This is a genomic window from Ruegeria sp. BE10, from assembly GCF_056538905.1.
In genome coordinates, this window is sequence record NZ_JBQFTX010000002.1 from 213,801 (window position 1) to 238,878 (window position 25,078).

General features: G+C 58.6%; 28 protein-coding genes. 12 read left to right on the top strand and 16 right to left on the bottom strand.

Annotated elements, in window-relative coordinates; all coding sequences use genetic code 11:
- Positions 1-73 precede the first annotated feature (73 nt).
- Together speB and ACR0M2_RS06400 are read right to left on the bottom strand one after the other, a co-directional pair.
- Positions 74-1,042 (bottom strand): agmatinase, encoded by a 969-nt coding sequence (speB, locus tag ACR0M2_RS06395; RefSeq protein ID WP_170348951.1) that lies wholly within the window; start codon positions 1,040-1,042, stop codon positions 74-76.
- A 12-nt stretch (positions 1,043-1,054) separates the two neighbouring features.
- Complete coding sequence (locus ACR0M2_RS06400; protein WP_480704322.1) at positions 1,055-2,218, bottom strand: M20 aminoacylase family protein; 1,164 nt, start codon at positions 2,216-2,218, stop codon at positions 1,055-1,057.
- A 66-nt stretch (positions 2,219-2,284) separates the two neighbouring features.
- Here ACR0M2_RS06400 and mazG point away from each other — a divergent pair, with 66 nt between their 5' ends.
- The 3 genes from mazG (at position 2,285) to ACR0M2_RS06415 (ending at position 4,593) form a co-directional block, all read left to right on the top strand.
- Positions 2,285-3,142 (top strand): nucleoside triphosphate pyrophosphohydrolase, encoded by an 858-nt coding sequence (gene mazG, locus ACR0M2_RS06405; RefSeq protein WP_170410617.1) that lies wholly within the window; start codon positions 2,285-2,287, stop codon positions 3,140-3,142.
- Positions 3,143-3,205: 63 nt separating this feature from the next.
- Entirely contained in the window at positions 3,206-4,147 is a 942-nt protein-coding gene (locus ACR0M2_RS06410; RefSeq protein WP_425080508.1) for a nucleoside hydrolase, read from the top strand.
- Positions 4,144-4,593 (top strand): GNAT family N-acetyltransferase, encoded by a 450-nt coding sequence (locus tag ACR0M2_RS06415; RefSeq protein ID WP_170348955.1) that lies wholly within the window; start codon positions 4,144-4,146, stop codon positions 4,591-4,593. Before ACR0M2_RS06410 ends, ACR0M2_RS06415 begins: the two co-directional genes overlap by 4 nt.
- Here ACR0M2_RS06415 and ACR0M2_RS06420 read toward each other — a convergent pair.
- The 8 genes from ACR0M2_RS06420 to ACR0M2_RS06455 all read right to left on the bottom strand — a co-directional run bounded on the left by ACR0M2_RS06420 (position 4,590) and on the right by ACR0M2_RS06455 (position 11,100).
- Positions 4,590-4,757 carry a hypothetical protein gene (locus ACR0M2_RS06420; RefSeq protein WP_165590747.1) on the bottom strand — a complete coding sequence of 56 codons (168 nt, stop codon included), beginning with the start codon at positions 4,755-4,757 and terminating at the stop codon, positions 4,590-4,592. The two genes, ACR0M2_RS06415 and ACR0M2_RS06420, sit on opposite strands and share 4 nt — an antisense overlap.
- A 182-nt stretch (positions 4,758-4,939) precedes the next feature.
- The gene (locus tag ACR0M2_RS06425; protein ID WP_170410149.1) at positions 4,940-5,446 is read right to left on the bottom strand and encodes a GNAT family N-acetyltransferase; all 507 of its coding nucleotides are present in this window, start codon (positions 5,444-5,446) and stop codon (positions 4,940-4,942) included.
- Positions 5,447-5,485: 39 nt separating this feature from the next.
- Positions 5,486-6,763 carry a phosphopyruvate hydratase gene (eno, locus tag ACR0M2_RS06430; RefSeq protein WP_480704323.1) on the bottom strand — a complete coding sequence of 426 codons (1,278 nt, stop codon included), beginning with the start codon at positions 6,761-6,763 and terminating at the stop codon, positions 5,486-5,488.
- 145 nt (positions 6,764-6,908) lie between these two features.
- The gene (locus ACR0M2_RS06435) at positions 6,909-7,790 is read right to left on the bottom strand and encodes a DMT family transporter (RefSeq protein ID WP_480704324.1); all 882 of its coding nucleotides are present in this window, start codon (positions 7,788-7,790) and stop codon (positions 6,909-6,911) included.
- 133 nt (positions 7,791-7,923) lie between these two features.
- Positions 7,924-8,337, bottom strand: coding sequence for a Fur family transcriptional regulator (locus ACR0M2_RS06440; RefSeq protein WP_170396076.1), 414 nt, complete (start codon positions 8,335-8,337; stop codon positions 7,924-7,926).
- Positions 8,338-8,410: 73 nt separating this feature from the next.
- The gene (locus ACR0M2_RS06445; RefSeq protein ID WP_170375677.1) at positions 8,411-9,121 is read right to left on the bottom strand and encodes an endonuclease/exonuclease/phosphatase family protein; all 711 of its coding nucleotides are present in this window, start codon (positions 9,119-9,121) and stop codon (positions 8,411-8,413) included.
- Between the two features lie 39 nt (positions 9,122-9,160).
- Positions 9,161-9,526: a cupin domain-containing protein gene (locus ACR0M2_RS06450; protein ID WP_170410151.1), complete on the bottom strand. Its 366-nt coding sequence runs from the start codon at positions 9,524-9,526 to the stop codon at positions 9,161-9,163.
- Positions 9,527-9,681: 155 nt separating this feature from the next.
- Complete coding sequence (locus ACR0M2_RS06455; RefSeq protein ID WP_170410152.1) at positions 9,682-11,100, bottom strand: protein adenylyltransferase SelO; 1,419 nt, start codon at positions 11,098-11,100, stop codon at positions 9,682-9,684.
- A gap of 87 nt (positions 11,101-11,187) precedes the next feature.
- On the opposite strand from ACR0M2_RS06455, the gene ACR0M2_RS06460 reads away from it, so the two are divergent.
- On the top strand, positions 11,188-11,607 hold the full coding sequence (locus ACR0M2_RS06460; RefSeq protein WP_170348963.1) for a cupin domain-containing protein: 420 nt from the start codon (positions 11,188-11,190) through the stop codon (positions 11,605-11,607).
- Between the two features lie 3 nt (positions 11,608-11,610).
- Entirely contained in the window at positions 11,611-12,498 is an 888-nt protein-coding gene (locus tag ACR0M2_RS06465; protein ID WP_170410153.1) for a fatty acid desaturase, read from the top strand.
- 69 nt (positions 12,499-12,567) lie between these two features.
- Here the strand turns inward: ACR0M2_RS06465 and ACR0M2_RS06470 are convergent, their stop codons facing one another.
- Positions 12,568-13,212 (bottom strand): dimethylsulfonioproprionate lyase family protein, encoded by a 645-nt coding sequence (locus ACR0M2_RS06470; RefSeq protein WP_170410154.1) that lies wholly within the window; start codon positions 13,210-13,212, stop codon positions 12,568-12,570.
- Positions 13,213-13,277: 65 nt separating this feature from the next.
- Entirely contained in the window at positions 13,278-14,351 is a 1,074-nt protein-coding gene (locus ACR0M2_RS06475; RefSeq protein WP_254428473.1) for an anhydro-N-acetylmuramic acid kinase, read from the bottom strand.
- Positions 14,352-14,594: 243 nt separating this feature from the next.
- Here ACR0M2_RS06475 and ACR0M2_RS06480 point away from each other — a divergent pair, with 243 nt between their 5' ends.
- Both ACR0M2_RS06480 and tyrS read left to right on the top strand, forming a co-directional pair.
- Positions 14,595-15,860, top strand: a complete 1,266-nt coding sequence (locus ACR0M2_RS06480; RefSeq protein ID WP_170549306.1) for an MFS transporter — start codon at positions 14,595-14,597, stop codon at positions 15,858-15,860.
- Positions 15,861-15,952: 92 nt separating this feature from the next.
- Positions 15,953-17,206, top strand: a complete 1,254-nt coding sequence (tyrS, locus tag ACR0M2_RS06485) for a tyrosine--tRNA ligase (protein ID WP_480704325.1) — start codon at positions 15,953-15,955, stop codon at positions 17,204-17,206.
- 84 nt (positions 17,207-17,290) lie between these two features.
- On the opposite strand, the gene ACR0M2_RS06490 is transcribed toward tyrS, so the two are convergent.
- A complete protein-coding gene (locus ACR0M2_RS06490) occupies positions 17,291-18,238 on the bottom strand; it encodes a hypothetical protein (protein ID WP_480704326.1) in 948 nt (315 codons plus the stop codon).
- A 209-nt stretch (positions 18,239-18,447) separates the two neighbouring features.
- Here ACR0M2_RS06490 and ACR0M2_RS06495 point away from each other — a divergent pair, with 209 nt between their 5' ends.
- Together ACR0M2_RS06495 and ACR0M2_RS06500 are read left to right on the top strand one after the other, a co-directional pair.
- Positions 18,448-19,203, top strand: coding sequence for a 3-hydroxyacyl-CoA dehydrogenase (locus ACR0M2_RS06495; protein WP_480704327.1), 756 nt, complete (start codon positions 18,448-18,450; stop codon positions 19,201-19,203).
- A 9-nt stretch (positions 19,204-19,212) separates the two neighbouring features.
- Entirely contained in the window at positions 19,213-19,764 is a 552-nt protein-coding gene (locus ACR0M2_RS06500; RefSeq protein ID WP_170358858.1) for a sugar O-acetyltransferase, read from the top strand.
- On the opposite strand, the gene ACR0M2_RS06505 is transcribed toward ACR0M2_RS06500, so the two are convergent.
- From ACR0M2_RS06505 to ACR0M2_RS06515, 3 genes are all read right to left on the bottom strand, one after another.
- A complete protein-coding gene (locus tag ACR0M2_RS06505; RefSeq protein ID WP_480704328.1) occupies positions 19,761-21,569 on the bottom strand; it encodes an ABC-F family ATP-binding cassette domain-containing protein in 1,809 nt (602 codons plus the stop codon). The two genes, ACR0M2_RS06500 and ACR0M2_RS06505, sit on opposite strands and share 4 nt — an antisense overlap.
- A gap of 41 nt (positions 21,570-21,610) precedes the next feature.
- The gene (locus tag ACR0M2_RS06510) at positions 21,611-22,345 is read right to left on the bottom strand and encodes a GNAT family N-acetyltransferase (protein ID WP_480704329.1); all 735 of its coding nucleotides are present in this window, start codon (positions 22,343-22,345) and stop codon (positions 21,611-21,613) included.
- Between the two features lie 98 nt (positions 22,346-22,443).
- Entirely contained in the window at positions 22,444-22,920 is a 477-nt protein-coding gene (locus ACR0M2_RS06515; RefSeq protein ID WP_480704330.1) for an outer membrane protein assembly factor BamE, read from the bottom strand.
- Between the two features lie 85 nt (positions 22,921-23,005).
- On the opposite strand from ACR0M2_RS06515, the gene ACR0M2_RS06520 reads away from it, so the two are divergent.
- The 3 genes from ACR0M2_RS06520 (at position 23,006) to plsX (ending at position 25,067) form a co-directional block, all read left to right on the top strand.
- On the top strand, positions 23,006-23,542 hold the full coding sequence (locus tag ACR0M2_RS06520; RefSeq protein ID WP_170375703.1) for a YceD family protein: 537 nt from the start codon (positions 23,006-23,008) through the stop codon (positions 23,540-23,542).
- Positions 23,543-23,748: 206 nt separating this feature from the next.
- Positions 23,749-23,955, top strand: a complete 207-nt coding sequence (rpmF, locus tag ACR0M2_RS06525; protein WP_008756996.1) for a 50S ribosomal protein L32 — start codon at positions 23,749-23,751, stop codon at positions 23,953-23,955.
- Positions 23,956-23,978: 23 nt separating this feature from the next.
- On the top strand, positions 23,979-25,067 hold the full coding sequence (gene plsX, locus ACR0M2_RS06530; protein ID WP_170348975.1) for a phosphate acyltransferase PlsX: 1,089 nt from the start codon (positions 23,979-23,981) through the stop codon (positions 25,065-25,067).
- The last annotated feature ends 11 nt before the right edge of the window (positions 25,068-25,078 follow it).

The window sequence follows — 25,078 nt, forward strand, 5'->3', positions numbered from 1 at the left end:
GTCATTCTCCCGTCCGGCCTTTTGGTTAACCAGATATCGGAAAGATGGCTAACCAATGGTTAAGCCTGTTGAATTAATCCGAGACCAGCTTATTCCACCCCAGCAGACAAATGATCTGCGTCGCCACATGCGCGCCCGCAATCGCCGTGGCACCGGACGTATCAAAAGGCGGAGAGACCTCGACCACGTCCCCCCCTTTGATGTTGATGCCGGCAATGTCGCGCAGGATGATCTGCGTTTGTATCGAAGTCAGCCCACCCCAGACGGGCGTGCCGGTGCCGGGGGCGAAGGCCGGGTCCAGACCGTCGATGTCAAAGCTCAGGTAAACGGGGCTGTCGCCCAGAATACCCTTGATCTTTTGCGCCACGGCGGCAGGACCAGATTCATACACCTCGCGCGCGTCTATGATGTTGACGCCCAGCGTGTCCTCATTCGTAGTGCGAATACCCACCTGGACCGAGCGTTTAGGGTCCACGATCCCCGATTTCACCGCCTTGTAAAACATCGTCCCGTGATCGACGCGGGACATGTCGTCATCGGCCCATGTGTCCGTGTGCGCATCGAATTGCAGCAGCGACATTGGCCCGTACTTCTCTGCATAGGCTTTTAGAATCGGAAAGCTGATATAGTGATCTCCGCCCAACGAAACCGAGGCCACGTCGGCCGCCAGAATAGTACGGATATGATCCGTCAACGTATCGGGAAAGGCCGGGATATTGGCGTAGTCATAGGCCATATCTCCGTAATCCACGATTGCCAATTCGCTGAGCGCGTCGAAGGGCCAACCATAGGGTGCATCCGGCGATTGCAGCGCGCTGGCCTCGCGAATTGCGCGGGGGCCAAGACGGGTACCAGGGCGGTTGGTCACGGCCTGATCGAACGGCACGCCGGTCACGGCGATATCTACGCCCTTCAGCTCTTTAGTATAGAGCCGCCGCAGGAATGACGTCGCACCACCGAACGTATTTTCAAATGACAACCCTTTGAGGTCCGGATTGGTGAATGCCTCATCCACCTGATTTTTTGCGTCTTCCAGTGCCATGTCTTCCCCCCATCAGCCCAAAGGCTGCGCCTTTTCAACGATCCGTGCAAAGAACGAGGCGCCAACCGGCGCAATCTCGTCATTGAAGTTGTATTTGGGGTGATGCAGTCCTGCGCCCTCACCCTGCCCCAGGAACAGATATGCGCCGGGCCGAGCCTGTAACATATAAGAAAAATCCTCGGCCCCCATCTCACGCCCTGCGTTGGCGGTTACCCGGTCAGCGCCCGAGATGTCGCGCGCGACATCGGCTGCGAAACCAGCCTTTTCGGCGTCGTTGATCGTGGCGGGATAGTTCTTTTCATAGTTTAGCCGCGCCGAGACCCCATACGAGGTCGCCTGTCCCTGCACGATCTGTTCCATCCGCTCTATCACCATCTTCTGAACAGCAGGGTCAAACGTCCGGACTGTACCGTTGATGAAGGCCGTATCAGGGATCACATTGTTCACCGTTCCCGTGTGGATTTGCGTGACCGAGACCACCAGATCATCCAGCGCATAGTGGTTGCGGCTGACAATAGTCTGTATCGCTTGCGCGATACCACAGGCCGCCATCACCGGATCGCGTGTTTCATGCGGCATGGCGCCGTGGCCTCCGACGCCCTGAATATGAACCTCGAACGTGTCCACTGCCGCCATGATTGGCCCCGGCGTGGTGTAAAAGGACCCTTCGGCAAAACCGGGCGCGTTGTGCAGCGCATAGACCTGAGAGATATTGAACCGATCCATGATCCCCTCTTCGACCATGACACCGGCCCCGCCGCCCTCTTCTTCGGCGGGCTGAAAGATCAGCGCCACGCGACCGCGGAAATTCCGCGTCTCTGTCAGATAGCGTGCCGCACCCAAGAGCATCGTGGTGTGCCCGTCATGCCCGCAGGCGTGCATCTTGCCGGGGTTTTTGGACGCGTAAGATACGCCCGTCTCCTCAGGGATCGGCAAGGCGTCCATATCGGCGCGCAAGCCGATGGTCGGCCCCTCACCCTGCCCATTGATGATTGCCACTATGCCCGTCTTGGCAATGCCCTCATGCAGCTCATCCACACCGAACTCGCGCAGTCGGTCGGCGACGAAAGCAGATGTTTCGTGACATTCGAACTCTAATTCAGGGATCGAATGCAGGTGTTGGCGCCATGCGGCCATATCGGCAGAGAAATCGGCAATTCGGTTGACGACGGGCATCTGGGGTGGACTCCTGATCCTGACTTCGGAATGGATGCATCTGACACCGGAACGAAAGGGTTCGCAATGGCCGAAAATCCTCTGATCCACGACAGCGAAGCGGGTATCGAGCGTTTGCTGGAAATCATGCGCCGCCTGCGCGACCCGGAATCAGGCTGCCCGTGGGATATCGAACAGGATTTCGCCACCATTGCCCCTTATACGATCGAAGAAGCCTATGAGGTCGCCGATGCCATCGAACGCAACGCCTATGACGAACTGAAGGGTGAGCTGGGTGACCTGCTGTTCCAGTCCGTCTTCCACGCGCAAATGGCTGAAGAGGCTGGACATTTCACTTTTCAAGACGTGGTGCGCACCATGTCGGACAAGATGGTCGACCGCCACCCGCATGTGTTCGGCGACGAATCCCGCGACAAATCTGCGGAACAGCAAACGGTGGATTGGGAAACCATCAAGGCAGCCGAGCGTGAGGGCAAGGAACAAAAAGGCGCTTTGGACGGTGTGGCCGCCAACCTGCCCGCCCTTCTGCGCGCCCATAAGCTGCAAAAACGCGCCGCCCGCGTGGGATTCGACTGGCCCGATGCCAGCCATGTGCTTGCCAAAATCACCGAAGAGGCAGCTGAGCTGGAAGAGGCCCGCAACAGCATGGATGCCGATGCGCTAGAGGACGAGTTTGGAGATTTGCTGTTCGTGATGGTCAATCTGGGCCGCCACCTGGGCATCGAACCCGAAGCCGCCCTGCGCCGTACCAACGCCAAGTTCACGCGGCGGTTCGAACAGGTCGAGGCACGTCTTGCCGCGCACGGGAAAACGCCGTCGCAAAGTGATTTGGCCGAAATGGATGCGCTGTGGGATGAGGTGAAGATCGAAGAGCACCGCGCCAATGGCAAACTCCCGCCTGTGGACGCCGCGACCGAGGCCTGAAACCGCTGGACAAGTGGGGTGACACTTGCGAGTGTCCGCGCTTCAAGACCCCGGAGGCAAATCATGGCACCGCGCAAGATCATTATCGACACTGACCCCGGTCAGGACGACGCTGTCGCAATCTTGCTGGCGTTGGCCAGCCCTGATGAGATCGACGTGCTGGGCATCACAGCTGTTGCCGGGAATGTGCCGCTGGAACTGACCGCCAAAAACGCGCGGATTGTTTGTGAACTGGCCGGGCATACGCATATCCCCGTTTACGCTGGATGCGACCGTCCGTTGAACCGCGCTTTGGTCACCGCGGAGCATGTGCATGGTAAGACCGGGCTGGACGGCCCTGTCCTGCCCGATCCAGAGATGCCGCTAGCTGATGGGCACGCGGTCGACTTCATCATCGACACCCTGCGCGCGCAGGAACCGGGGACGGTGACGCTCTGCCCGCTGGGGCCCTTGACCAATATCGCCACGGCCTTTCAGAAAGCGCCCGATATTGTCGAGCGCGTGCAAGAAATCGTGCTGATGGGTGGCGCGTATTTTGAGGTGGGCAACATCACGCCCACCGCTGAATTCAACATTTACGTTGATCCGGAAGCCGCTGAAATTGTGTTTAAATCCGGCGTTCACATCGTAGTGATGCCGCTGGATGTCACCCATGACGCCTTAGTCACGAAACATCGCAACGATGCGTTCCGCGCGCTCGATTCAAAAGTCGGCCATGCGGTTGCCGAAATGACAGATTTCTTCGAACGCTTCGACAAAGAAAAATACGGCTCAGAGGGCGCGCCGCTGCACGACCCCTGCGTGACCGCATATCTGATCCGGCCCGAACTGTTCTCCGGCCGTCACGTCAATGTGCAGATCGAAACGCAATCCGACCTGACCCTTGGTATGACCGTCGCTGATTGGTGGCGCGTGACGGATCATCCCCCCAATGCCATGTTCATGGGGGATATCGACGCTGATGGATTCTTTGACCTGCTAACAGAAAGGCTGGCCCGCCTATGAGCGCCGCGCTGAAACTCGCCCGTCCCACAGATCTGGATCGCCTGATGTCGCTGGTCGCGGCCTTTCACGCCGAGGCCGGAATTGAACAGGACGCCGATCAACGTCGCGAGGCTCTGGCCCCGCTTCTTGAGGGCATCCCCCACGGGTGCGTCTATCTGATCGGACCCGGCCGCGCTCCACTGGGCTATATCGTGCTGACCTTTGGTTGGTCGGTCGAATTTGGCGGTATGGACGGCTTTGTCGACGAGATCTACATCCGCCCCGCAGTTCGTGGTCGCGGGATCGCCACCGAAGTCCTGCTGGACTTGCCCAAAGCCCTTGCCGGGGCAGGATTGACCGCATTGCATCTTGAGGTCGACCGGACCAATGAAGCCACACAAAGACTGTATCTGCGTACCGGTTTCAAAGCACGAGACCGCTATGTGCTGATGAGCAAGCCGCTTTAGCGCGCCTCAACCCCCATATCGAATCCAGGAATGTCCATATCCATCACCGGGTCAGTGGACGACGCCTGCATCCCCGATACCGGATAAGTCCCCGGCCCCGAGCAGGCCGCCAAAAATACAGTGCTGATCACTGAAACTACGAGAAGGAATTTCGAACCAGTCATGGTGTACCCCCTTTTCTGTAATCCAGTCACAATAGGTCAGCTCAAATTGAGACAAATAGGAAAAAGTTCACACATAACGCGAATTATGCTGAGAAATATTTAGGGTTATGTTTTTTCCACGCGTTAACAACGAGAAAGCGGCGCAAAATAATTCGGCTAAAAGGTCTTTCTTATCCGTTCCGCTACAATTTCATCTCGAAAAACAGCAGATGACCCTCGGCGATTTCCGGAATCTCGGCGTATGCGTCCCGCAGAACGAACCCCATTGAGAGGTAAAGTCGGGTCGCTGTCTGCAATGGTTTGCCAGTGTCCATGCGGATCAGGTCAAACCCCTGCTGGCGACATTGCTGGATCAAAGACAGCATGATGGAACGACCTGCCCCCGTACCGCGGGCTCTGTCCTGAACAAATACGCGCTTGATCTCGGCCACGCCCGGCTCGATCGTGTGGAACATGCCACATCCAACGGGCTGATCACCGATCAGCGCAAGACGCGCGCCACCGTTCGGCGGGCTATGTTCGGCCTCGATGGCCTCCATCACACGGGCATATTTATCCTGCGAATAGATGGTCTGAACGATACGTTGCGACTTTTCATCCAGCGTCAGGAGGAAGTCGCGGTATTCCCAACACAAACGCCGGACCGCATCAAAGTGGTCCGGCGTTCTGGGTTCTATGATGCTAAGCAACAGCCGATCCTCGATAAGGTACGAGGATCAGAATAACACTCAGCGCTTAAGGATCGAAGCCCCGGCGTATTCGGCAACTTCTCCCAACGATTCCTCGATACGGATCAATTGGTTGTACTTGGCCAACCGGTCCGATCGCGCCAGCGAGCCGGTTTTGATCTGACCGCAATTGGTCGCCACGGCTAGATCGGCGATGGTTGCATCCTCGGTCTCGCCCGAACGGTGCGACATCACGTTGGTATAACCCGCACGGTGCGCCATATCGACGGCGCGCAGGGTTTCGGTCAACGAGCCGATCTGGTTCACCTTGACCAGCATCGAATTGGCGCAGCCGCGGTCGATCCCTTCAGCCAGACGTTCGGGGTTGGTCACGAACAGGTCGTCGCCCACCAGTTGAACACGGTCACCGATGGCATCGGTCAGCGCCTTCCAGCCGTCCCAGTCATCCTCGGACATGCCGTCTTCGATCGAGATGATCGGATAGTCTTTGACCAGCGCCGCCAGATACTCGGCGTTTTCTTCGGAGGTTAGCGAGATATTCTCACCCGACAGAACGTATTTGTCGTCGCGATAGTATTCAGTGGCAGCGCAGTCCAGCGCCAGGTGGATTTCTTCACCGGGTTTGTAGCCAGCCTTTTCAATGGACTGCAGGATGAAATCCAACGCCTCGCGGGTGGATGCGATGTTGGGGGCAAAGCCGCCCTCGTCGCCTACGCCGGTGGCTAGACCAGCGGCCGATAGTTCGCGTTTGAGGGTGTGGAAAACTTCGGACCCCATGCGCACGGCTTCGCGGATATTTGCGGCCGAAGTTGGCATGATCATGAATTCTTGAATATCGATCGGGTTGTCCGCGTGCTCACCCCCGTTGATGATGTTCATCATCGGCACTGGCAGAACACGAGCCGAGGTGCCACCCACATAGCGATACAGAGGCTGCGTGGTGAAATCCGCCGCTGCCTTGGCCGTGGCCAGCGAAACACCCAGAATGGCATTGGCGCCAAGCCGACCCTTGTTCTCGGTTCCGTCCAGTTCGATCATGGCGCCATCGATGGCAACCTGCTCGGTGGCGTCAAAGCCGACCAGCTCCTCGGCAATCTCTCCGTTCACGGCAGCGACGGCCTCAAGCACGCCTTTGCCCAGATAGCGGGATTTGTCACCGTCACGCTTTTCCACTGCTTCATAAGCGCCGGTCGACGCGCCCGAGGGCACAGCGGCGCGGCCCATGGTGCCGTCTTCCAGAATCACGTCGACCTCAACGGTCGGGTTGCCCCGGCTGTCCAGAATTTCGCGTGCGTGGATGTCGATAATGGTGCTCATGAGGCCCGTTCCTGTGGCTGCAATCAGTTGCACGCCTCATACCATCACCGGGCAAAAAGTAAACCAGTCATGTTATCGCTAACATGTATATTCCCGGCCCTTTAGGGCTAACAATTACCTGTTTGCGCCAACGTGCGACGATCCGTCAGGCTGCAACCGCCAGTTCACGGGCCAAACGGCGTTCGCGAATAAAGGTGTACATGCCCGACCCCATGATCAACGTGGCCCCGGCCAGCGTCATCAAGTCCGGGCGTTCACCGAACATCAGCATCCCCGCGGCGATCGAAAAGATCAGCCGGGTATAGCGGAAGGGCGTCAGGGCCGAAGCCTCACCAATCCGCATGGCGATTACGATGCCGTAGTAACCCAGAAAACCAAAGCCAACGGCACCCAGATAGGGACCGATCTGCCAAGTATTTAAAGGCACAACGGGTTGTGCGGAAAACACCATCAACGCCACGCCAGCAAATGCCACGGCGACATAGGCCTGCAGGGCGACCACGGACGAGGCCACGCGAACATCCAGCTTACGGGTGATCAGGTCGCGCGCGGCGATGGCAAGCACACTGGCCACGACAAACAACGACTCGGGTTGAAACCCGGCCAGCCCGGGGCGGATAATCATCAGCACGCCGACGAAGCCGATGCCAATCGCGCTCCACCGTCGCCAGCCGACATGCTCGCCCAGAAACAGCGCGGCACCCATGGTGACGGCCAGCGGCATCGCCTGAAACACGGCAGCCACGGTGGACAGATCGACCAGAGACAACGCGGTCACAAAACTCAGCGCCCCAACCGCTTCGGTCCCGGCGCGCATCAGAGGCAGAGGCTGCCATGCCACCGGATCCAGGGTACGTTTGCGCGTGGCCAACGACATCACGGCAAAGGCCAGGCTGCAAATCACACCCAACACAACCATGATCTGGCCGGTCGGTACTGTCACCGACAGATGCTTGATAAACATATCCTCAAGCGCAAAGGCCGCCATCGCGCCGACGACCAGCAAAATGCCGTGTACGTTGTTCATGACCGTGTCCGTTGAATCCTGCGGCCCCAATGCCGCTTTTCTCAGCAAAATCGCAAGTAAGCCGTTCAGGCAAGCATTATCCGCCCGGAAAGCATGAATTCCCGTGCGCCTGCGGTTCGCGTTTTGTGATGAATCAGTCCTGTTCCAGCGGCACGCCGTACAGTTCCAGCCGGTGGCCTTTCAGCTTATACCCCAGCTTGGCCGCGATCTTTTCCTGCAACACTTCGATCTCGGGGTCGACGAATTCGATCACCTTGCCGGATTGCATGTCGATCAAATGGTCATGATGATCACGCTCAGCATCCTCATACCGCGCGCGCCCATCACCGAATTCCAGCCGGTCAAGAATTCCCGCTTCTTCGAACAGTTTAACAGTGCGATAGACCGTGGCAATCGAGATGCCCGAATCCACTTTCGAGGCACGAGCATACAGTTCCTCAACATCCGGGTGATCCTCACTTTGTTGCAGCACCTGCGCGATTGTGCGGCGCTGGCCGGTCATGCGCAGACCTTTTGATTCACAGCGGGCGATGATCGTATCGGACATAAGTGACCCTCAGAGTAGTTCGGGATTCTGTCTTAGTACGTCTGCGCGGATCGCGCCACAGGGGAATTGCGTCCTAGGCCACCCGTCTCAGGTCCGCCCAAATCGGCAGATGATCGGACGCTATATGCGCAGGCCGTGCGTCGTGCACGCCGTGGACGACCGCCTCAAGCCCTGCGCCCAGCGCGATGCGGTCAAGGGCCCCCAGGGGCTGTGCGGCCGGAAAGCTTGGAACCGGCGCTAGGAAGCGCATGTCCGGGGCCAAATGGTCCAACACAGGCTGGCGCGACCATTCGTTGAAGTCCCCCGCCCAGACGGTGGGCATGTTGTCCAGATCATCGTCAAAGCGGCGGATGTGCGTGATCTGCTGGCGCCGGGATGCGGGCAACAGGCCCAGATGCATCCCCATCACGCGCAGCGGCCCGATTTGGGTGTCGAATTCCACACGCACGGCTCCCCGCGGCTCCAGCCCTGGCAGGTCGTGGTGCCCGGTCTGCCGAACCTGAATCGAATTTCCGCGCCAGATCACAGCGTTTCCATGCCAGCCCAGACTGCCGGCCCCACCCAGATCAACGATCTGCCAGCCGGCCTCATCCAACATGAAATGTGGTAAGGCGGCAGGTCGGGGCGGCAAGCGTTTGTCTGCCTCTTGCAACACCACGATATCAGCCTGCATGCTGTCGATGACCTGCATGATACGCTGGGGCTGCCGCCGAAAATCCAGACCCACACATTTCTGAATGTTATAGCTGGCGATACGCAGGGTTGATGGTTTGGTCATTGGCATCCTGTGTCTGACATCAAAGGTTCCTCGGCCACCCGGCCCCTATTTAAACTGTGTAATCATAAGGTTGGCGGGCTCCCCCCCTTCGGCGGACGAGCTGTGGCCTGTTCCCGTGACATCTTCGGCCCAAAACAAGTCACCCGTTTTGAAATCACGTATTTCGCCCGACCCCGCCTGAACACGGAACGTACCGGACAGAACCGTCGCAAGTTGGGGTTTCGGGGAACGGTGTTGAACCCCTTTCCACCCAGCAGGCAATGACAAGAAGGCAATACGCGCGGCATCGACCTCTTTTGAGACCAGAAACGGTGCGGCCGGGGGGGCAAAGGTCTTGAGCTCGAAATCAATCTCACGATTTTCAAAATAAGACACACCGTCCGCGTCTTCCAATAAAATGGCGTAGCGCATTTTATGCTCCCTAAAACAAAACTGATTTTATCTGCAGTTCCCCCGGTTGCGTCCATTATGCAGCATTATGTGCCGATGGTAAGTCGCTTGGCATTATGTTCAGAAGAACGCCCACTAGACAGCTTAAAAACTAGACGTTCAAGTTTTGATATTCGCTATGTCCCACAGAACGTCGCGTGGACCACTTCGCTTTCGGCCGGCGGATGTGTCAGGTCGGTTGCGTCGGGTTGATCCTCATAGGCGCGGGCAAGCACCGCGTTCAACCGATGGAACGGCGCAAAATCGCCTTGGACAGCAGCCTGTATCATCTGCTCGACCCGGTGGTTGCGCGGGATAAAGGCCGGGTTGGCGGCGTTCATCACCGCCTGCGGGTCATTTTCACGGGCCAACCGCGTCTGCCAGCCGTCGGCCCATTCATCATAAGCTTCGGGGTTCACGAACTGATCGCGGGCCTTGTCACTGCCCAGCGCACGGAACGTATTGGTGAAATCGGCACTGTTATGCGCCATCCGGGTCAGCAGATCGGTGATCAACGCCTCGTCGCCCTTATCCTCAGTCGTCAAACCGATCTTGGCGCGGAAGCGGGCAAGCCATTCCTGTTGGATCAGTCCCGGCATTGCATGCACGATCTCAGTGGCCTCTTGAACGGCGGCTTCGGGGTCCTCGACCTGCTGAATCAAAGAGGTCGCCAATTGCGCCAGGTTCCACACGGCGATGTCCGGCTGATTGGAATAGGCATATCGTCCCATCCGGTCGATTGAACTGAAGACCGTATTCGGGTGATAGATGTCCATGAAGGCACAAGGCCCATAGTCGATGGTCTCGCCAGCGATCGAGAAGTTATCGGTGTTCATCACCCCGTGGATAAACCCGACGCTCATCCATTGCGCAATCAGCCGCGCCTGCGCGTCCCGGACCGCGCGCAGCAGGCCCATTGGACCTTCAGCCTGCGGATAGTGTCGGGCAATGGCGTATTCGGTCAGCCGCTTCAAGCTGTCGACCTGCCGTCGTGCGGCAAACACCTGAAACGTCCCCACGCGCAGATGGCTTTGCGCCACGCGGGTTAGAACCGCACCCGGCATCGGGCCTTCGCGCAAGACGATTTCTCCTGTCTCTACCGCGGCCAGCGCACGGGTGGTCGGGATGCCCAGCGCGTGCATTGCCTCGGATACCACATATTCACGCAGCACCGGCCCCAGCCACGCGCGGCCATCGCCCTGGCGGCTGAACGGGGTCTGCCCCGAACCCTTCAACTGAATATCCCGTCGCACGCCGTCTGTTCCGATCGTCTCACCCAGCAATACCGCACGCCCATCGCCGAGCTGCGGGTTGTAGGTGCCGAACTGATGGCCGGAATAAAGCTGAGCAATCGGCTCGGCCCCTTCAGGCAGGGCATTCCCAGCGAAAACCTCGGCCATTTCCTGCACATCGCCCGGAGTAACCCCCAGAACGCGGGCCAGATCTTCATTAAACGCAATCAAACGCGGAGCGCGCACCGGCACCGGCACTTGCCGGGCGAAAAAAGTGTTGGGAAGACGGGCATAGCTGTTGTCAAACGGGATATTCAAGGTCATGCGGCAAACATATGGTGGATACACGTAAATACCATAGCGGATCGCACGCCTGCGTGCATAATCACCACAACCAAGCAAGAGGCCCTAATGACCGCGCAAGAGATCATCGACCACCTTCAGTTGCAGCGCCACCCCGAGGGCGGTTGGTTCCGCGAAACTTGGCGGGCCGATAACGAAGGCCGCGCCACCGGCACATGCATCTATTTCCTGTTGCAGGCTGGCGAACACAGCCACTGGCACCGCGTCGATGCGACCGAAATCTGGCTGTATCACGCCGGTGCGCCACTGACCCTGTCCCTCAGCGCTACCGATGACGGCCCTGCCAACGATCACCTGCTGACCCCCGACCTGACCAAAGGCGCGCCACAATTGATCGTACCCACGAACCACTGGCAATCAGCGCAGTCGACTGGAGAGTACACTCTGGTCAGTTGCACCGTCTCACCCGGGTTCGAATTCGACGGCTTTGTGTTGGCCGCTCCGGAATTCGATATCGCGCGCGGGTAAACCGTGGACCACCGCGCGCTCATAGCGTCGATCCCGCCCGAGGCGAAAGACAGGCTTCAGCTCCGATCTGACACCGCTGGGCTAAAGCATTTGGCGGCGTATGGCATAGTACTGGCGGGCACCTCTGCCTGTATCGCATTGCGGGTGCCGCTTTGGCCTCTGTTTATCCTTCCCCAAGGCATCCTTCTGGTTTTCCTGTTTACGCTCAGTCACGAGTGTACGCACAAGACACCGTTTCGCAGCGGCTGGCTGAACGATGTCATCGGGCATCTGACCTCAATCCCCATCGCCCTGCCCTTCACCTGGTTCCGGTATTTCCATTTGGCGCATCACAAATGGACCAACCACCCGGAAAAAGACCCGGAGCTGGGTGGCAAACCACGACCCGGAAATTGGCGAGACCTGCTGATCTATCTCAGTGGCTGGCCCTATTGGAGCGGCATGGCAAGGGTTCTGTTGAAAAATGCCTTTGGCCGGATCGACGCCCCCTACTTGCCTGCCCGCCAACACCGCGCCATGCGTTTTGAGGCGCGGCTGTTGCTGGCGTTCTACATCCTTGCGGGTCTCAGCCTGTTTTATACTTCGGCGTTGTTCTGGCTATGGATTCTACCGGTGCTGATCGCGCAACCCTTCTTGCGCCTCTATCTATTAGCCGAACATGGCCTCTGCCCCTCAGTCGCCAATATGCTTGAGAACTCACGCACCACTTTCACCAACCGCATCGTCCGGTTTCTGGCCTGGAATATGCCCTACCACGCCGAACACCACGCTTTTCCCAACGTGCCGTTTCACCATTTGCCCGCGCTGCACGATTGGACCCGGGCACATTTGAAATCGACTTCTGAAGGGTATTCCGATTTTTCGCTGGATTACATGAAATCCCTGAAGTGAAGATCCGTCTTCCAGTGGCCCTGTGACCTCCGACAAAAATGCTGGTCAAAGTCACCCCTATCCAACCGTTCAATTGGATGGGGTCAGGACAGGAGGCGTATCGAAACGGTTGCGCCAGGCCACAAGGCACAATATCGGATCGTCCTGCGTTTCCATTGCATGCGGCTGATTGCTTTCGTGATACACAGTGCCGCCTTCGCAGAGGTTTTCACTCGGACAGCCCTCGCGATTGAACACGCCAGTTCCTGAAATCACCATGTACATTTCTTCTGCTGGATGATGATGCCACGGATAGTAGAGCTGAGGCGGCATGTGAACAATCCAAAGCCAGAGTTTGTTCGATAGGAACGGCCCTCCTGCTCCGACGATGGAATAACATCCAAAATTATTCAGGAAACGATCGCCGATATCTGTGTATTTGTAGGTTTCTCGCCAAACCGCGTAAGGTGCTGCGTTTACGATCGCATCCTGCAGGTGAGCATAGGTTTGTGATACCAGCCCCGCCTCCTGCCGCAACACGTCGCCACACGGGAGATGATATGGCTCAATCTCCTGCCTTTGAATGTCATCTGGAAACGGTGCGAACGACATCATCTGGGGATGGCTGACATATGCATCCCGAGCTTGTTGCAGTAGATTCTGGTAGACGCCTTCCTTGCTCATAAAGAGCGAGGGTAACCAGTTTTCAGACTTGGGTTTGTCTGCATGCGACATCGAATGCAAATTTTGCTGCCGAGCGACACGAAAGCCCAAAATCTGAGGTTCCAGCCAAATTCCCTTCAGCCAGCGGCACCCATCGAAACCGTACTGACAACTCCTCCCCCGACAAGAGCTTTAACCCCAGTTGTTCCGGGGCATGATGTCGGCAACCCACGTGCCACGCGTACTGCGAGATAGGCGAAGGCCTGTGCCTCGAGCATGTCGCCGTCCAACCCTACCGCTTCGACCGGCTCGACCGGGCAGTCCAGTGCGACGCGCAGCATCTCCATCAGCACCGGGTTATGCCGCCCGCCGCCAGTGACCAGAAGACGGGCAGGCGGTTTGGGGCAATGTTCCATCCCCTGCAGCACGCCCGCCGCACACATGCCGGTCAGTGTGGCCACCGCGTCGGCGTCGTTTAGCTCCTGAACCAACCGGATCATCTCGGCAAAGTCGTTCCGGTCAAGAGACTTAGGGGGCATTCGGGTAAAGTAAGGCTCGGCCAGAAACAGTTCGAGCGCGCCCATCTCGACCGTGCCGCCACGCGCAACCGCACCATCGCGGTCCATCGGCAGGCCCAGACGCGCCTGCATCAGGTCATCAACGGGTGCATTGGCGGGACCGGTGTCAAAGGCCAGCAGAGCTCCGGGCGCTTCCGGGCCGTCAAAGCCGGGGTCCACATAAGTCAGGTTTCCCACCCCGCCGAGGTTCAAAAAACACAGCGGCTGGGTCGCCCCGATCCATTTGGCGCAGGCAAAGTGAAAGAACGGGGCCAAAGGCGCGCCCTCGCCCCCCATTGCCACGTCGTCACTGCGGAAATCCCAGACGACCGGCACGCCTAATGCCTGCGCCAACCCCTTGCCGTCGCCCACTTGTAACGTACCCCGCCCATGTGGTTCGTGCGCCAGAGTCTGTCCGTGAAAGCCGATCAGGTCGATCTCTTCAAATTCCGAGAGCGCCTCGGCGTGCGCAATGGTGACCAGCTCAGCCGCCTTGTCCACGTCCGGGCCGTGCCATTGACCCAGCGCCGCGCGCAGATCGCTGCGCTCGGCCTCGGTATAGGCGCGATAGCCGCTTGGGCCAAAACCGATGATGTGATGCCCGTCGGTTTCCACCACCGCAGCATCCACACCGTCCAGCGACGTGCCAGACATTGCACCCAGGGCTTTGATCGGCCCGCCTTTCCTGATGGCCCGGTTCACGCTCACCTCATTTATCTTGTATTATGGCGCTCAACCTGCCTGTTCATCGCCCCACTAGGCAAGTCACATCACGCGGTCCACGTGCTTTTTTGCTACAACCTGCGCGCCTGCAACCACAACACGAGCGACGGGACGGTTGCACCGGCGCACGGCCTGAGTAAGCATTGCGACCAACTGCACCCCAAACGGACGACCATGACGGACACACAGACACCCAACCAGCCCGCGCAGGGACGCAATTACCAGCTTATCTTTTGGTCAGGTTCGCTGGCCACAATTGGCGGGCAGCTGGTGAACCCCAATCTGGTGCTGCCCTTCCTGTATCTGGCCTTGGGGGCGCCTACGTTTTTCGCGGGCCTGTTGCTGCCCTTCGTGACCGGATCGCGCCTGATTGCCGAGATTTTCATGTCTCCGTTCATCAATCGGGTGACCCGCGCGAAACTGGCGGTTTACGTACCCAACATCCTGACGGCCGCCATTCTGTCGGTCGTGGCATTGTTCGCAACAAACCTTCCCAATCTTTTGATTGTGTTACTATTTCTGACAACCGCGGTTGTAATGGGACTGTGCCAAGGGATCACCAGTCTGGGCACCAGCCAAATCTATGGCATCTCGGTGCCCGAGGCGAAACGAAATCGGATGGTGTTTGCACAGGCCACAATCTCAGGCATTCTGGCCATTCTCGTGGTCTGGGTGACGCGCGATCTGCTGGCCTCGGATGAACCAATGCAGCGCCACATCGTCGTCCTGTGGTGCGGCGTCGTCGCCATGTTCGCCGCCGGCGTCAGCTTTGCCGGTGTCCGGCTGCTGGAACAAGAGCAAGCCCGTGCCCCCGCACCCAAAAGCAAACCCAAACCGCTGGCTGAGTTGGTGACCGGTTTCAAAACCGGAATGGCTTATTCGTGGTATCGCAAGTTTCTAACGGCGCGTCTGATCTTTGTCTCGGTTGAACTGGCCATGCCGTTTTACACAATCCACGCTGCGACCTTTCACGTGGGCACCAAACACTCACTCAGCTATTTCGTGATGGCCGCCAGTCTTGGTATGGTGCTGGGCTCGATCCTGTGGGGTTGGCTCAGCGGTCGGATCTCGGTCAAGCCGGTGATGTGGCTGGGGTGCTTGATCTCGGCAGTTTCAGCCATGCTGGCGCTGGCCTTCACATTCCTTGGCTATGCGCAGAACGTCTGGGTTTATGCGCTGGTCATCCTGCTGCTGTCACTGGGCGGGAATGGCGTCATTTATGGCCGCTATCTCTATATCATTGAAAAGACATCGGAACAGGAGCGTCCCTACCTGGTCGCCCTTGGCGATGTTAGTGCCGGACTGATCGGTATGGTCTTTGCTGCCATCCTGGGCGCGGTGGCACATCTGCACGATCCAATCACCCCGATCTTTGCACTGGCCGCACTGAACCTGATCGCAATGCTCTATGCGTTGCGCCTGCCTCCAGTCAAAAGCTGACACTGCCCACGTTTTTCTTGGAAATGGTGGCTTTTCCTTGCCCAAAGCGACGCCTATACAGTGCCCCGCAACATCAACCCAAAAGGCACGATATGACCTACCACCCCAAATCGGATTTCATCGCCACGATGATCGAGCGCGGCTTTCTCGCCGACTGCACCGATTATCAGGGCCTTGACGAAGCGCTGATCAGTGGGTGCAAGCCGGCCTATATCGGCTTTGATGCGACGGCCAAGTCGTTGCATGTGGGCAGCCTGATCCAGATCATGATGCTGCGCTGGTTCCAGAAAACCGGCCATCAGCCGATCACCCTGATGGGCGGCGGCACCACCAAGGTGGGCGATCCGTCGTTCCGCGCGGATGAACGCCCCCTGTTGGGTCCCAAACAGATCGACGAAAACATCGCGGGCATCAAAAAGGTGTTCTCGGCCTTTATCGACTATGACAGTGACGCCGAAAACAAAGCTCTGATGCTGAACAATGCCGAGTGGCTGGACGACCTGAACTACCTCGATTTCCTGCGGGACATCGGGCGGCACTTCTCGGTCAACCGCATGCTTTCGTTTGAGTCCGTGAAATCGCGGCTGGATCGAGAACAATCGCTCAGCTTCCTCGAATTCAACTACATGATCCTGCAGGCTTATGATTTCCTTGAGCTGAACCGCCGCTATGGCTGTGTTCTGCAGATGGGCGGCTCGGATCAGTGGGGCAATATCGTCAATGGGATCGACCTGACCCGCCGCGTGCTGGATCATGAGATCTTTGGCCTGACCTCGCCCCTGTTGACCACCAGCGACGGCAAGAAGATGGGCAAATCTCAGGACGGTGCCGTGTGGCTGAACGCCGAGATGCGCTCGCCCTACGAATTCTGGCAGTTCTGGCGCAACACCACCGATGCGGATGTCGGGCGGTTCCTGAAGCTCTACACCGAAATGCCGGTGGATGAGTGCGAGCGCCTGGGCGCGCTGCAAGGGTCCGAGATCAACGAAGCCAAAATCCGCTTGGCGAACGAAATCACCACCCTGCTGCACGGGGCCGAGGCCGCAGCCAAGGCCGAAGCAACCGCGCGTGAAGTGTTCGAAAAGGGCGGCGTGGGTGGCGATCTTCCGACCCTGACTCTCAGCGCGGATGAGCTGGGCGACGGCATGTCCATCGTGCAGGTCATCGTGAAATCGGGTCTGGCCAAATCGGGCAAAGAGGCCAAGCGCCTGATTGCCGAGAATGGCGCCAAGTTGGATGACGCGCCGCTGACCGATGCAGGTCTGATGATTGACGCGGGCGCGCTGTCCTCGCCCATCAAACTGAGTGCTGGTAAAAAGCGGCACGCGCTGGTGCAATTGGGCTGATCACAGCCCCGCCCATTACAAATAACGGCCACCCCGTTGGGTGGCCGTTTTCCTTTTCAAAGGTGTAGGTTCACATCGGCGCGGTTAACGCTTGCCGCCCTTGCCGCCGCCTTTACCGTCGCCGTGGCCACCTTTACCACCGCCATGGCCTCCTTTGCCGCCGCCTTTACCGTCGCCGTGGCCGCCTTTGCCACCGTCATGGCCTCCTTTACCGTCGCCGTGGCCGCCTTTGCCTCCGCCGTGACCGCCGCCGCCATTGCCATTGCCGCTATTGCCGCCACCGTTTCCGGTGCCGGGGCCAGAGCCGCCGTTATTGCCACCGCCGTTGCCGGAATTCCCGTTGTTTCCGTTACCATTACCGGGGCCGCCGTTGTTGCCACCGTTGCCGCCGCCGTTGTTGCCGCCGTTGCCACCACCGTTGTTGCCGCCATTGCCTCCGCCGTTGTTGCCGCCATTGCCGCCGCCGTTGTTGCCACCATTGCCGCCGCCGTTGTTGCCGCCATTGCCGCCGCCGTTGTTGCCGCCGTTGCCGCCGCCACCGCCGTTGCCTGGGTCACCGCCGCCGTCACCGGGATCACCACCACCATCACCGGGGTCGCCGCCACCGTCACCGGGGCCACCGCCGCCGTTGCCGGGGTTACCACCTTCGCCTCCGCCGCCAGACCCGGAACCGCCTCCGTTATCTGAATCAAGACCGGCAAACTGATCATTTCCCCGCGCCTCGCCTGGACTTCCCGATGCACCAATCGAACCCGTTGGTTGGTCGGTCAACAACGAAGCCAATCCTGGGCATTGCGCCGTTGTGTTGCGCAATGTGGTCGCGAAATCCGATCGTTGTTGCAGGCGTTCCAGAAAGCTGGGTGTCACCTGCTGACAATCACACAGCGCCTGATAATCCCCCCGATTTGCAGCATCCCGGGCGGTCTTCCAGTTGCACACCTCTGGCGCAGCTGCGGCGCTGCTTACCGTCATCACAGTCAGAAAAGGTGCTGTTACCAGCACAGGAATTCCGACTTTCAAACTCTTACGCATAACACTTGTCTCCTTGTTCGGCGCCCCCTCGACGCGTCAAATTGATAGGTACCGATGTGAGACTTTCCCATTAAGCGCAGTTAAAGTTCCTCTGAGAATCGCTTGAGAAACGGCATAAAACTTTGAAAAATCTCGTCCGAATTGTGGACATCACCTAAATCCTCAGATTAACTGAACATACGTTCATATCCTGAGAGGAGACCTCCGCCATGCAATTGTCCACCACATCCGCGATCATCACTGGCGGTGCTTCGGGGCTGGGCGAAGCAACCGCACGCCACTTTGCCGAGCGCGGCGCGCAGGTCACTATTCTGGACCGCGACGCCGTCCGTGGCACTCAGGTCGCGGAGGAAATCGGAGGGCATTTTGCTGAAACGGACGTGACGAACGAGGAATCCGTTGCCGCAGCGATCGATCGGGCGATGAACAATATGGGCAAGATCACGGCCGCCGTGAACTGCGCCGGAATCGCTTATGGCATCAAGACGGTGGGCAAAGACGGCCCCCACCCTCTGGACGCCTTTCAACGCACCATCGACATCAATCTGGTGGGCACATTCAACGTCTCGCGCCTGGCTGCGGCTGAAATGGCAAAGAATGACCCTGAGCCCGACGGCGCACGCGGTGTGATCATCAATACCGCATCGATCGCGGCCTTTGACGGGCAAAAGGGACAAGCGGCCTATGCGGCCTCAAAAGGTGGAGTGGTCGGGATGACCCTGCCGATGGCCCGCGATCTGGCCTCGACCGGGATACGGGTGATGGCCATCGCGCCCGGTATCTTCATGACCCCGATGCTGGCCGGTCTACCAGAAGAGGTACAGCAGCAACTGGCCGCTGACGTCCCCAACCCGGCCCGTCTGGGTGATCCGCGTGAATACGGGCGACTGGCCGGGTTTATCGTCGAGATGGGATACCTGAACGGAGAGGTCATCCGCATCGACGGTGCCCTGCGAATGCGCTAGGTCAGTTTCATGACCGAACGCGAAAAGATGCAGGCCGGAGAGTGGTATTGCTGTCTGGATCCGGAATTGGATGCCCTGCGCGCACAGGCTCGACGCGCGGTTCACGCGCATAACACCTGTCCGCCGGATACCCGCGGTGCGATAGCACCGGAATTGCTGGCGTTGTTCGGCAACGTCGGGTCGGATTGCTTTCTCGAGGCTCCTTTTCACTGCGCCTATGGGTTGAACATCCATCTAGGCCAGCACGTTTACTTCAACGCAGGCTGCGTGGTTCTGGATACCGCGCCGGTGAGGGTCGGAGACGGCACGATGTTCGGACCGCACGTTCAGGTTTATTGCGCCCAACACGCCAAAGACCCGGTTGAGCGAGCGCAGGGTCTAGAAATCGGCCTGCCAGTGACGATTGGGCGGAATGTCTGGGTGGGCGGTGGAGCCATCCTGATGCCCGGCATCACAATTGGCGACAATGCCACCATCGGTGCGGGCAGCGTCGTGACCAAAGACGTCGCGGCCGAAGAAACGGTCGTTGGAAACCCTGCCCGAGCGCTGAAACAGTCCTAAGCGCCTTCGGCCTTTTCTTCGAGCATCAGCCACTCATCCTCGGCTGCGGCCAGTTTTTCCTGCCGCTCGACCAACGCCTCGGTCGCCTTCTGGAATTTAACCGGTTCGCGAGTGAACAATTCGGGATCGGACATGAGGTCTTCCAGTTTGCCGATCTCGGCCTCAAGCCGGGCGATTTCGGCGGGTAGTTTCTCAAGCCGGTGTTTTTCGGAGAAAGACAGACCCGATTTCGCCTGACTTTCCAGCTTGACCTTTTGCTTTGAGGGTTTTGATTTTTCTACCTTCCTTTCCGCAACCTCCCCTCGCTGTGCAATATAGTCCGACCACCCACCCGCATAGACGATTGCGCGGCCATTGCCCTCCATCGCGATGGTCGTAGTGGCGACGCGATCCAGGAAATCTCGGTCGTGACTGACCAGCAGAACGGTGCCGTCATAATCGTCCAGCAGTTCCTGCAACAGATCCAGCGTTTCAACATCCAGATCGTTGGTCGGTTCGTCCAGTACCAGCAGGTTCGAGGATTTGGCCATTAGCTTGGCCAGCAACAACCGCGCTTTTTCGCCGCCCGACAAGGACTTAACCGCCGCTCTTGCCTGCCGTTCGTCGAACAGGAATTCCTTGAGGTAGCCAACCACGTGTTTGGGTTGCCCGCCGACCATTACCTGATCGGCCTTGCCCGACACCCGCATCTCGGGGTCACCGGTCAGGCTGTCCCAAAGGCTCATTTCCGGGTCCAGTTGCGCGCGAGTCTGATCGAACACCGCAACCTCAAGATTGGTACCCAGGGTCACCGACCCCTCATCCGGTTGCTCTTGTCCAAGCAGCATTTTCAGCAGGGTCGTCTTGCCTACACCATTGGGTCCGACAAAAGCCACCCGATCACCGCGTTGCACCAATAAGTCGAAATTCCGCACGATCTGTTGCGCATCAAAGGACTTGGCCAAGCCTTTGGCCTCGATCACTTTTCGCCCGGATTTCGGCCCTGCCTCAAGCGTCATCGCGGCCGAGCCCTGGCGTTTGATTTGCGCCGCCTTTTCGGCCCGCAACGCCTGCAGGGCGCGAACGCGGCCTTGATTGCGCTTGCGCCGTGCGCTGATGCCTTCAACGGCCCATTTCGCCTCGGACTTGATCAGGCGGTTCATTTTGTGCCGCTGCTGATCCTCTTCCTCCCAGATCTTGTCACGCCAGGTTTCGAAAACGTCGAACCCCTGTTCTTGTCGCCGCACCATTCCGCGGTCAATCCAAAGCGTGGCTCGGGTTAATGCCCGCAAAAACGCGCGGTCGTGCGAGATCAGAACAAACGCAGCCCGCGTCGCGCCCAGCTCACGCTCGAGCCAGGCGATGGCTTCGATATCCAGGTGGTTGGTCGGCTCGTCCAGCAGCATCAGGTCTGGCGCCTCGGCCATCAGCTTGGCCAAAGCCGCGCGTCGCCGCTCGCCGCCCGAGGCCGTTTCGACCGGGCGCGACGGGTCGAATTTCAGCCCCTCTCCGGCACGTTCAACTTTGTACAGCTCACCCGGTTCTAATCCGCTTGAGGCATAGTCGCCGAGCGTGGTGAACCCTAGCATGGTTGGATCTTGTTCCATGTAGCCCACGGATTTACCGGGCGGAATCACAATGTCGCCTTGGTCGGGCTCGACCAGACCGGCCATTACTTTCATCAAAGTTGATTTGCCGGACCCATTGCGCCCCACCAACGCGACACGGTCGCCCGGCTGCACCACCAGGTCCAGCCCCGAAAACACCGGATCACCCCCAAAGGTCAGGGAAATGCCGGACATCTGCAACAAAGGAATTCTCGCCATGCCCGCCAGCTAAACCGGCAAGGCCAAGGGGTCAACGGGGATTACCGAACCACCGCCCGCAACAATCGTTTCCGTGCCGGGGGAATCGCACCAATCTCAAGCCCGGTGAACACATGCAGCGTATTCATATGACGATCGACGACCGCATGGTCACTGACCCAGCCGCCCATCATCAGATAAGTACGCAGCAAGGGCGGCATCCGCAACATCGCCTTTTTCACATCCGGCCTGCGACGCAGACGCGTGGCAAAGCGGAATACATCCGGTGCCTTGACCCGTGGCAGCCAACGTTTTGGGGCGAGATGCCTGTGCTTTAGAATCGCGAACGCATCCAGATACTCCTCGGTTTCGGTCCCGGCGAAGGACGAACAGCCAAACAGCATCTCGACATCATTCTGATCCACATAGGCCGTCATTGCCCCCCAGGCGACACGCAGAATGTCTGGGTCGGTCCAGTCCGGATGAACGCAAAACCGCCCCATCTCAACCATCCGACCACTAAACCCCGCAAGCGCCGAAAGATCATAGAACTGCGCCGAATAGCTGCGGCCGATTTCAGTGCCATCCGCCATGGTCAGCATGCGGAAACAACAGACCACCTGCCCGCCTGCGCGCACATCTTCGACCAGAATATGGGCACAGACCGAATCGAAATCGTCCTGATCGATATTTTCTGTCCCAAAGGCCAACATCCGCAGCTGCTGTGCCGCCGCCAGGTCCTGCCGCGATTGCGCCAGCCGGGCGCGATACCGCCCCTTACCAAGCAATAGTGCCATGGTCGCATCCTCCGCGGTTGCTGACCTGTTTCCTCTTGCCATGCCCCTATCACACAATGTGTGACTGCCGCATGACCATCGCAAGATGTGGCTATAAATTACTGTGACGTGCCGGGAATATTGGCCGGGTTAAAGTTACCGATGTTACCCAACAGCTGACGGATAAAGCCCTGACCCTGAATCGTGGACTCGGTAATCCGGCGATCCAGCGTGACGACAATACCATCCTCAAGCCCGAACCGTTCGATGTTCCGAACCACGCCCCGGTCATCAAAGCTGATCGCCACCAACTCACGCGAGACCACTTCGGGCTTTTTCGGGCCGTAATGACGAATGCGTGACCGGACGTAGTAGAACCCGGAATCGCGGATCACGCCGGACGAACTGGGGGCGCCGACCGCCTCGATCACACTGTCGCGGGTGTCCACACCCACTTTGACCTCGGCCAGATCCTCGGGCGTTGGGACATATCCGTGATTCTTGAAGACCGGCGAACATGCACCAGCCGCTACCAGACAGGCCGCAAAGACAAGCGTTTTCGACGCCGGTTTCAACCTGTTCACAACCTTCAACATTCACACCCTCTTGCCTTGGCCCGTTACGGACCCTATCCGCTTACATCAAACCGCAGCCCCGGTTCAACACAGGAAAGGGTCACGAATGAGCAACCAGACATCTCTGCGGGTGGCCGATCTGCCCCAAAATGCACCAACCCCCTTTGAGTTGCGCCCAGACGCAAAGGCTTTGGAGGCTATCAGGGACGAGTTGGGCTTGCTTGGCCTACGCAAGCTCAGCTTTGTGGGTGACGTAAGGGCACAGGGCAAGCGCGACTGGGCATTGAACGGAAAACTGGGGGCTACAGTGATTCAGCCCTGCGTGGTGACATTGGAACCGGTGACCACACGCATCGACATCCCGGTCGCGCGAATCTATGTGGCCGATTGGGTTGATCCAGAAGAGCCCGAGTTTGAAATTCCCGAAGGTGATGAAACCGAACAGCTTGGTGCTGAGATCGACCCAGCGCTTGTCATGGTCGAGGCCCTGTCGCTGGCCCTGCCCCAATACCCACGTAAAGACGGTGCCGAACTGGGACAGGCCGACTATACCGAGCCGGGCAAACAGGCCATGACAGACGAAGACGTCAAGCCCTTTGCCGGTCTGGCCGGTCTGCGCGACGCGCTGAAAAAAGACGAGTGACATAGGTCTGTTTTCCTGTCATATCAGGCCCTCAGAAAAATCGCTTGAACATGTCGAGAATCGCAGTATTTTCGCGCGCTCATCGGAATTTGGGTTGGACATTGCGGGGATCGTCCCCTAAACGCGCGTCAAACCACGAGATAAACGAAGAATGAAACCCGGCCCACAGCGAATCTGTTGGCCCTCAGTAGACAAAGGTTGAGACCATGGCCGTCCAACAGAACAAAGTTTCCAAGTCGCGTCGCAACAACCGCCGCGCACACGACGCTCTGGTTGCTGCAAACCCGAACGAATGCCCCAACTGCGGCGAGCTGAAGCGCCCGCACCACGTCTGCGCGTCCTGTGGCCACTACGATGACCGCGAAGTCGTCGCACAGGCCGACGAAATCGACCTGGACGAAGACGCGGCCTAAGCCTTTAAAAGCGCAGGCAAGGAATGACTGAACAGCCCTCGCACGCCGGACGGATTACCATCTCGGTTGACGCTATGGGCGGAGACTCGGGGCCCGCGACTGTGGTTGCGGGCATTGCCAAATCGGCAATCAAAAACCCCGATATCGCGTTTATTCTGCACGGGCCTGAGCCTACGCTGCGCAAACTTGTTGCCAAACGGCGTGTCCTGCAGGGGCGCGTCGTTTTTCGTGATTGCCCCGATGTAGTCACGATGGAGGACAAGCCCAGTCAGGTTGTCCGCAGCGGCAAGCAGACCTCGATGTGGTCAACGCTGGAATCAGTGCGGCAAGGTGAGGCGCATGGCGCCGTTTCCTGCGGCAACACCGGCGCGCTGATGGCGCTGTCGATGATGCGGTTGCGCAAATTGCCCGGTGTAAACCGTCCGGCGATTGCGATTCTGTGGCCATCGCGCAACCCGCAGGGGTTCAACGTGATGCTGGATGTGGGCGCGGATGTGCGCGCCGACGCCAAGGATCTGCTGCAATATGCGCTGATGGGTGCATCCTATGCGCGCAACGGCATGGCGCTGGAACGTCCTCGGATCGGTCTCTTGAACGTGGGCACCGAAGAACACAAGGGCCGCGCCGAGCTTAAAGAAGCACATGCTATGATCACGGAATTCGCAGAGCAGGCGAATTTCGATTTTGTCGGTTTCGTTGAAGGCAGCGACATTCCCGGCGACAAGGCGGATGTCATTGTCACTGATGGGTTTACCGGCAACGTTGCCATTAAGACCGGCGAAGGCACCGCCAGCCTGATTGGCGACCTGTTGCGCAAAGCGTTCAAGTATTCACCGCTGTCACGCCTCGCTTCGGTACTGGCGATCACGTCGTTAAATCGTTTGAAAAAGCGTATCGACCCGCGCCAAGTAAATGGCGGCGTTTTTCTTGGCCTCAACGGAACCGTGGTCAAATCACATGGTGGCGCGGATGCCATCGGAGTCTCGGCAGCAGTCAAACTGGCCTTTACCCTGGCCCAGTCTGGTTTCGCCGAAAAATTGGCGGCACGGGTTGCATCGACAGCCGAGCTTGCACAAGATGCCGCCCACACGCCGCCAAAGGCTGGCGAATAACAAAAAAGGCA

Coding starts and splice junctions, on each gene's coding strand:
- speB (WP_170348951.1), bottom strand. CDS start 1,042: ATGGCACTGGAAGACGCAAAAAATCAGGTGGATGAGGCATTCACCAAT.
- ACR0M2_RS06400 (WP_480704322.1), bottom strand. CDS start 2,218: ATGCCCGTCGTCAACCGAATTGCCGATTTCTCTGCCGATATGGCCGCA.
- mazG (WP_170410617.1), top strand. CDS start 2,285: ATGGCCGAAAATCCTCTGATCCACGACAGCGAAGCGGGTATCGAGCGT.
- ACR0M2_RS06410 (WP_425080508.1), top strand. CDS start 3,206: ATGGCACCGCGCAAGATCATTATCGACACTGACCCCGGTCAGGACGAC.
- ACR0M2_RS06415 (WP_170348955.1), top strand. CDS start 4,144: ATGAGCGCCGCGCTGAAACTCGCCCGTCCCACAGATCTGGATCGCCTG.
- ACR0M2_RS06420 (WP_165590747.1), bottom strand. CDS start 4,757: ATGACTGGTTCGAAATTCCTTCTCGTAGTTTCAGTGATCAGCACTGTA.
- eno (WP_480704323.1), bottom strand. CDS start 6,763: ATGAGCACCATTATCGACATCCACGCACGCGAAATTCTGGACAGCCGG.
- ACR0M2_RS06435 (WP_480704324.1), bottom strand. CDS start 7,790: ATGAACAACGTACACGGCATTTTGCTGGTCGTCGGCGCGATGGCGGCC.
- ACR0M2_RS06440 (WP_170396076.1), bottom strand. CDS start 8,337: ATGTCCGATACGATCATCGCCCGCTGTGAATCAAAAGGTCTGCGCATG.
- ACR0M2_RS06445 (WP_170375677.1), bottom strand. CDS start 9,121: ATGCCAATGACCAAACCATCAACCCTGCGTATCGCCAGCTATAACATT.
- ACR0M2_RS06450 (WP_170410151.1), bottom strand. CDS start 9,526: ATGCGCTACGCCATTTTATTGGAAGACGCGGACGGTGTGTCTTATTTT.
- ACR0M2_RS06455 (WP_170410152.1), bottom strand. CDS start 11,100: ATGACCTTGAATATCCCGTTTGACAACAGCTATGCCCGTCTTCCCAAC.
- ACR0M2_RS06460 (WP_170348963.1), top strand. CDS start 11,188: ATGACCGCGCAAGAGATCATCGACCACCTTCAGTTGCAGCGCCACCCC.
- ACR0M2_RS06470 (WP_170410154.1), bottom strand. CDS start 13,212: ATGTCGCATGCAGACAAACCCAAGTCTGAAAACTGGTTACCCTCGCTC.
- ACR0M2_RS06475 (WP_254428473.1), bottom strand. CDS start 14,351: ATGTCTGGCACGTCGCTGGACGGTGTGGATGCTGCGGTGGTGGAAACC.
- ACR0M2_RS06480 (WP_170549306.1), top strand. CDS start 14,595: ATGACGGACACACAGACACCCAACCAGCCCGCGCAGGGACGCAATTAC.
- tyrS (WP_480704325.1), top strand. CDS start 15,953: ATGACCTACCACCCCAAATCGGATTTCATCGCCACGATGATCGAGCGC.
- ACR0M2_RS06490 (WP_480704326.1), bottom strand. CDS start 18,238: ATGCGTAAGAGTTTGAAAGTCGGAATTCCTGTGCTGGTAACAGCACCT.
- ACR0M2_RS06495 (WP_480704327.1), top strand. CDS start 18,448: ATGCAATTGTCCACCACATCCGCGATCATCACTGGCGGTGCTTCGGGG.
- ACR0M2_RS06500 (WP_170358858.1), top strand. CDS start 19,213: ATGACCGAACGCGAAAAGATGCAGGCCGGAGAGTGGTATTGCTGTCTG.
- ACR0M2_RS06505 (WP_480704328.1), bottom strand. CDS start 21,569: ATGGCGAGAATTCCTTTGTTGCAGATGTCCGGCATTTCCCTGACCTTT.
- ACR0M2_RS06510 (WP_480704329.1), bottom strand. CDS start 22,345: ATGGCACTATTGCTTGGTAAGGGGCGGTATCGCGCCCGGCTGGCGCAA.
- ACR0M2_RS06515 (WP_480704330.1), bottom strand. CDS start 22,920: ATGTTGAAGGTTGTGAACAGGTTGAAACCGGCGTCGAAAACGCTTGTC.
- ACR0M2_RS06520 (WP_170375703.1), top strand. CDS start 23,006: ATGAGCAACCAGACATCTCTGCGGGTGGCCGATCTGCCCCAAAATGCA.
- rpmF (WP_008756996.1), top strand. CDS start 23,749: ATGGCCGTCCAACAGAACAAAGTTTCCAAGTCGCGTCGCAACAACCGC.
- plsX (WP_170348975.1), top strand. CDS start 23,979: ATGACTGAACAGCCCTCGCACGCCGGACGGATTACCATCTCGGTTGAC.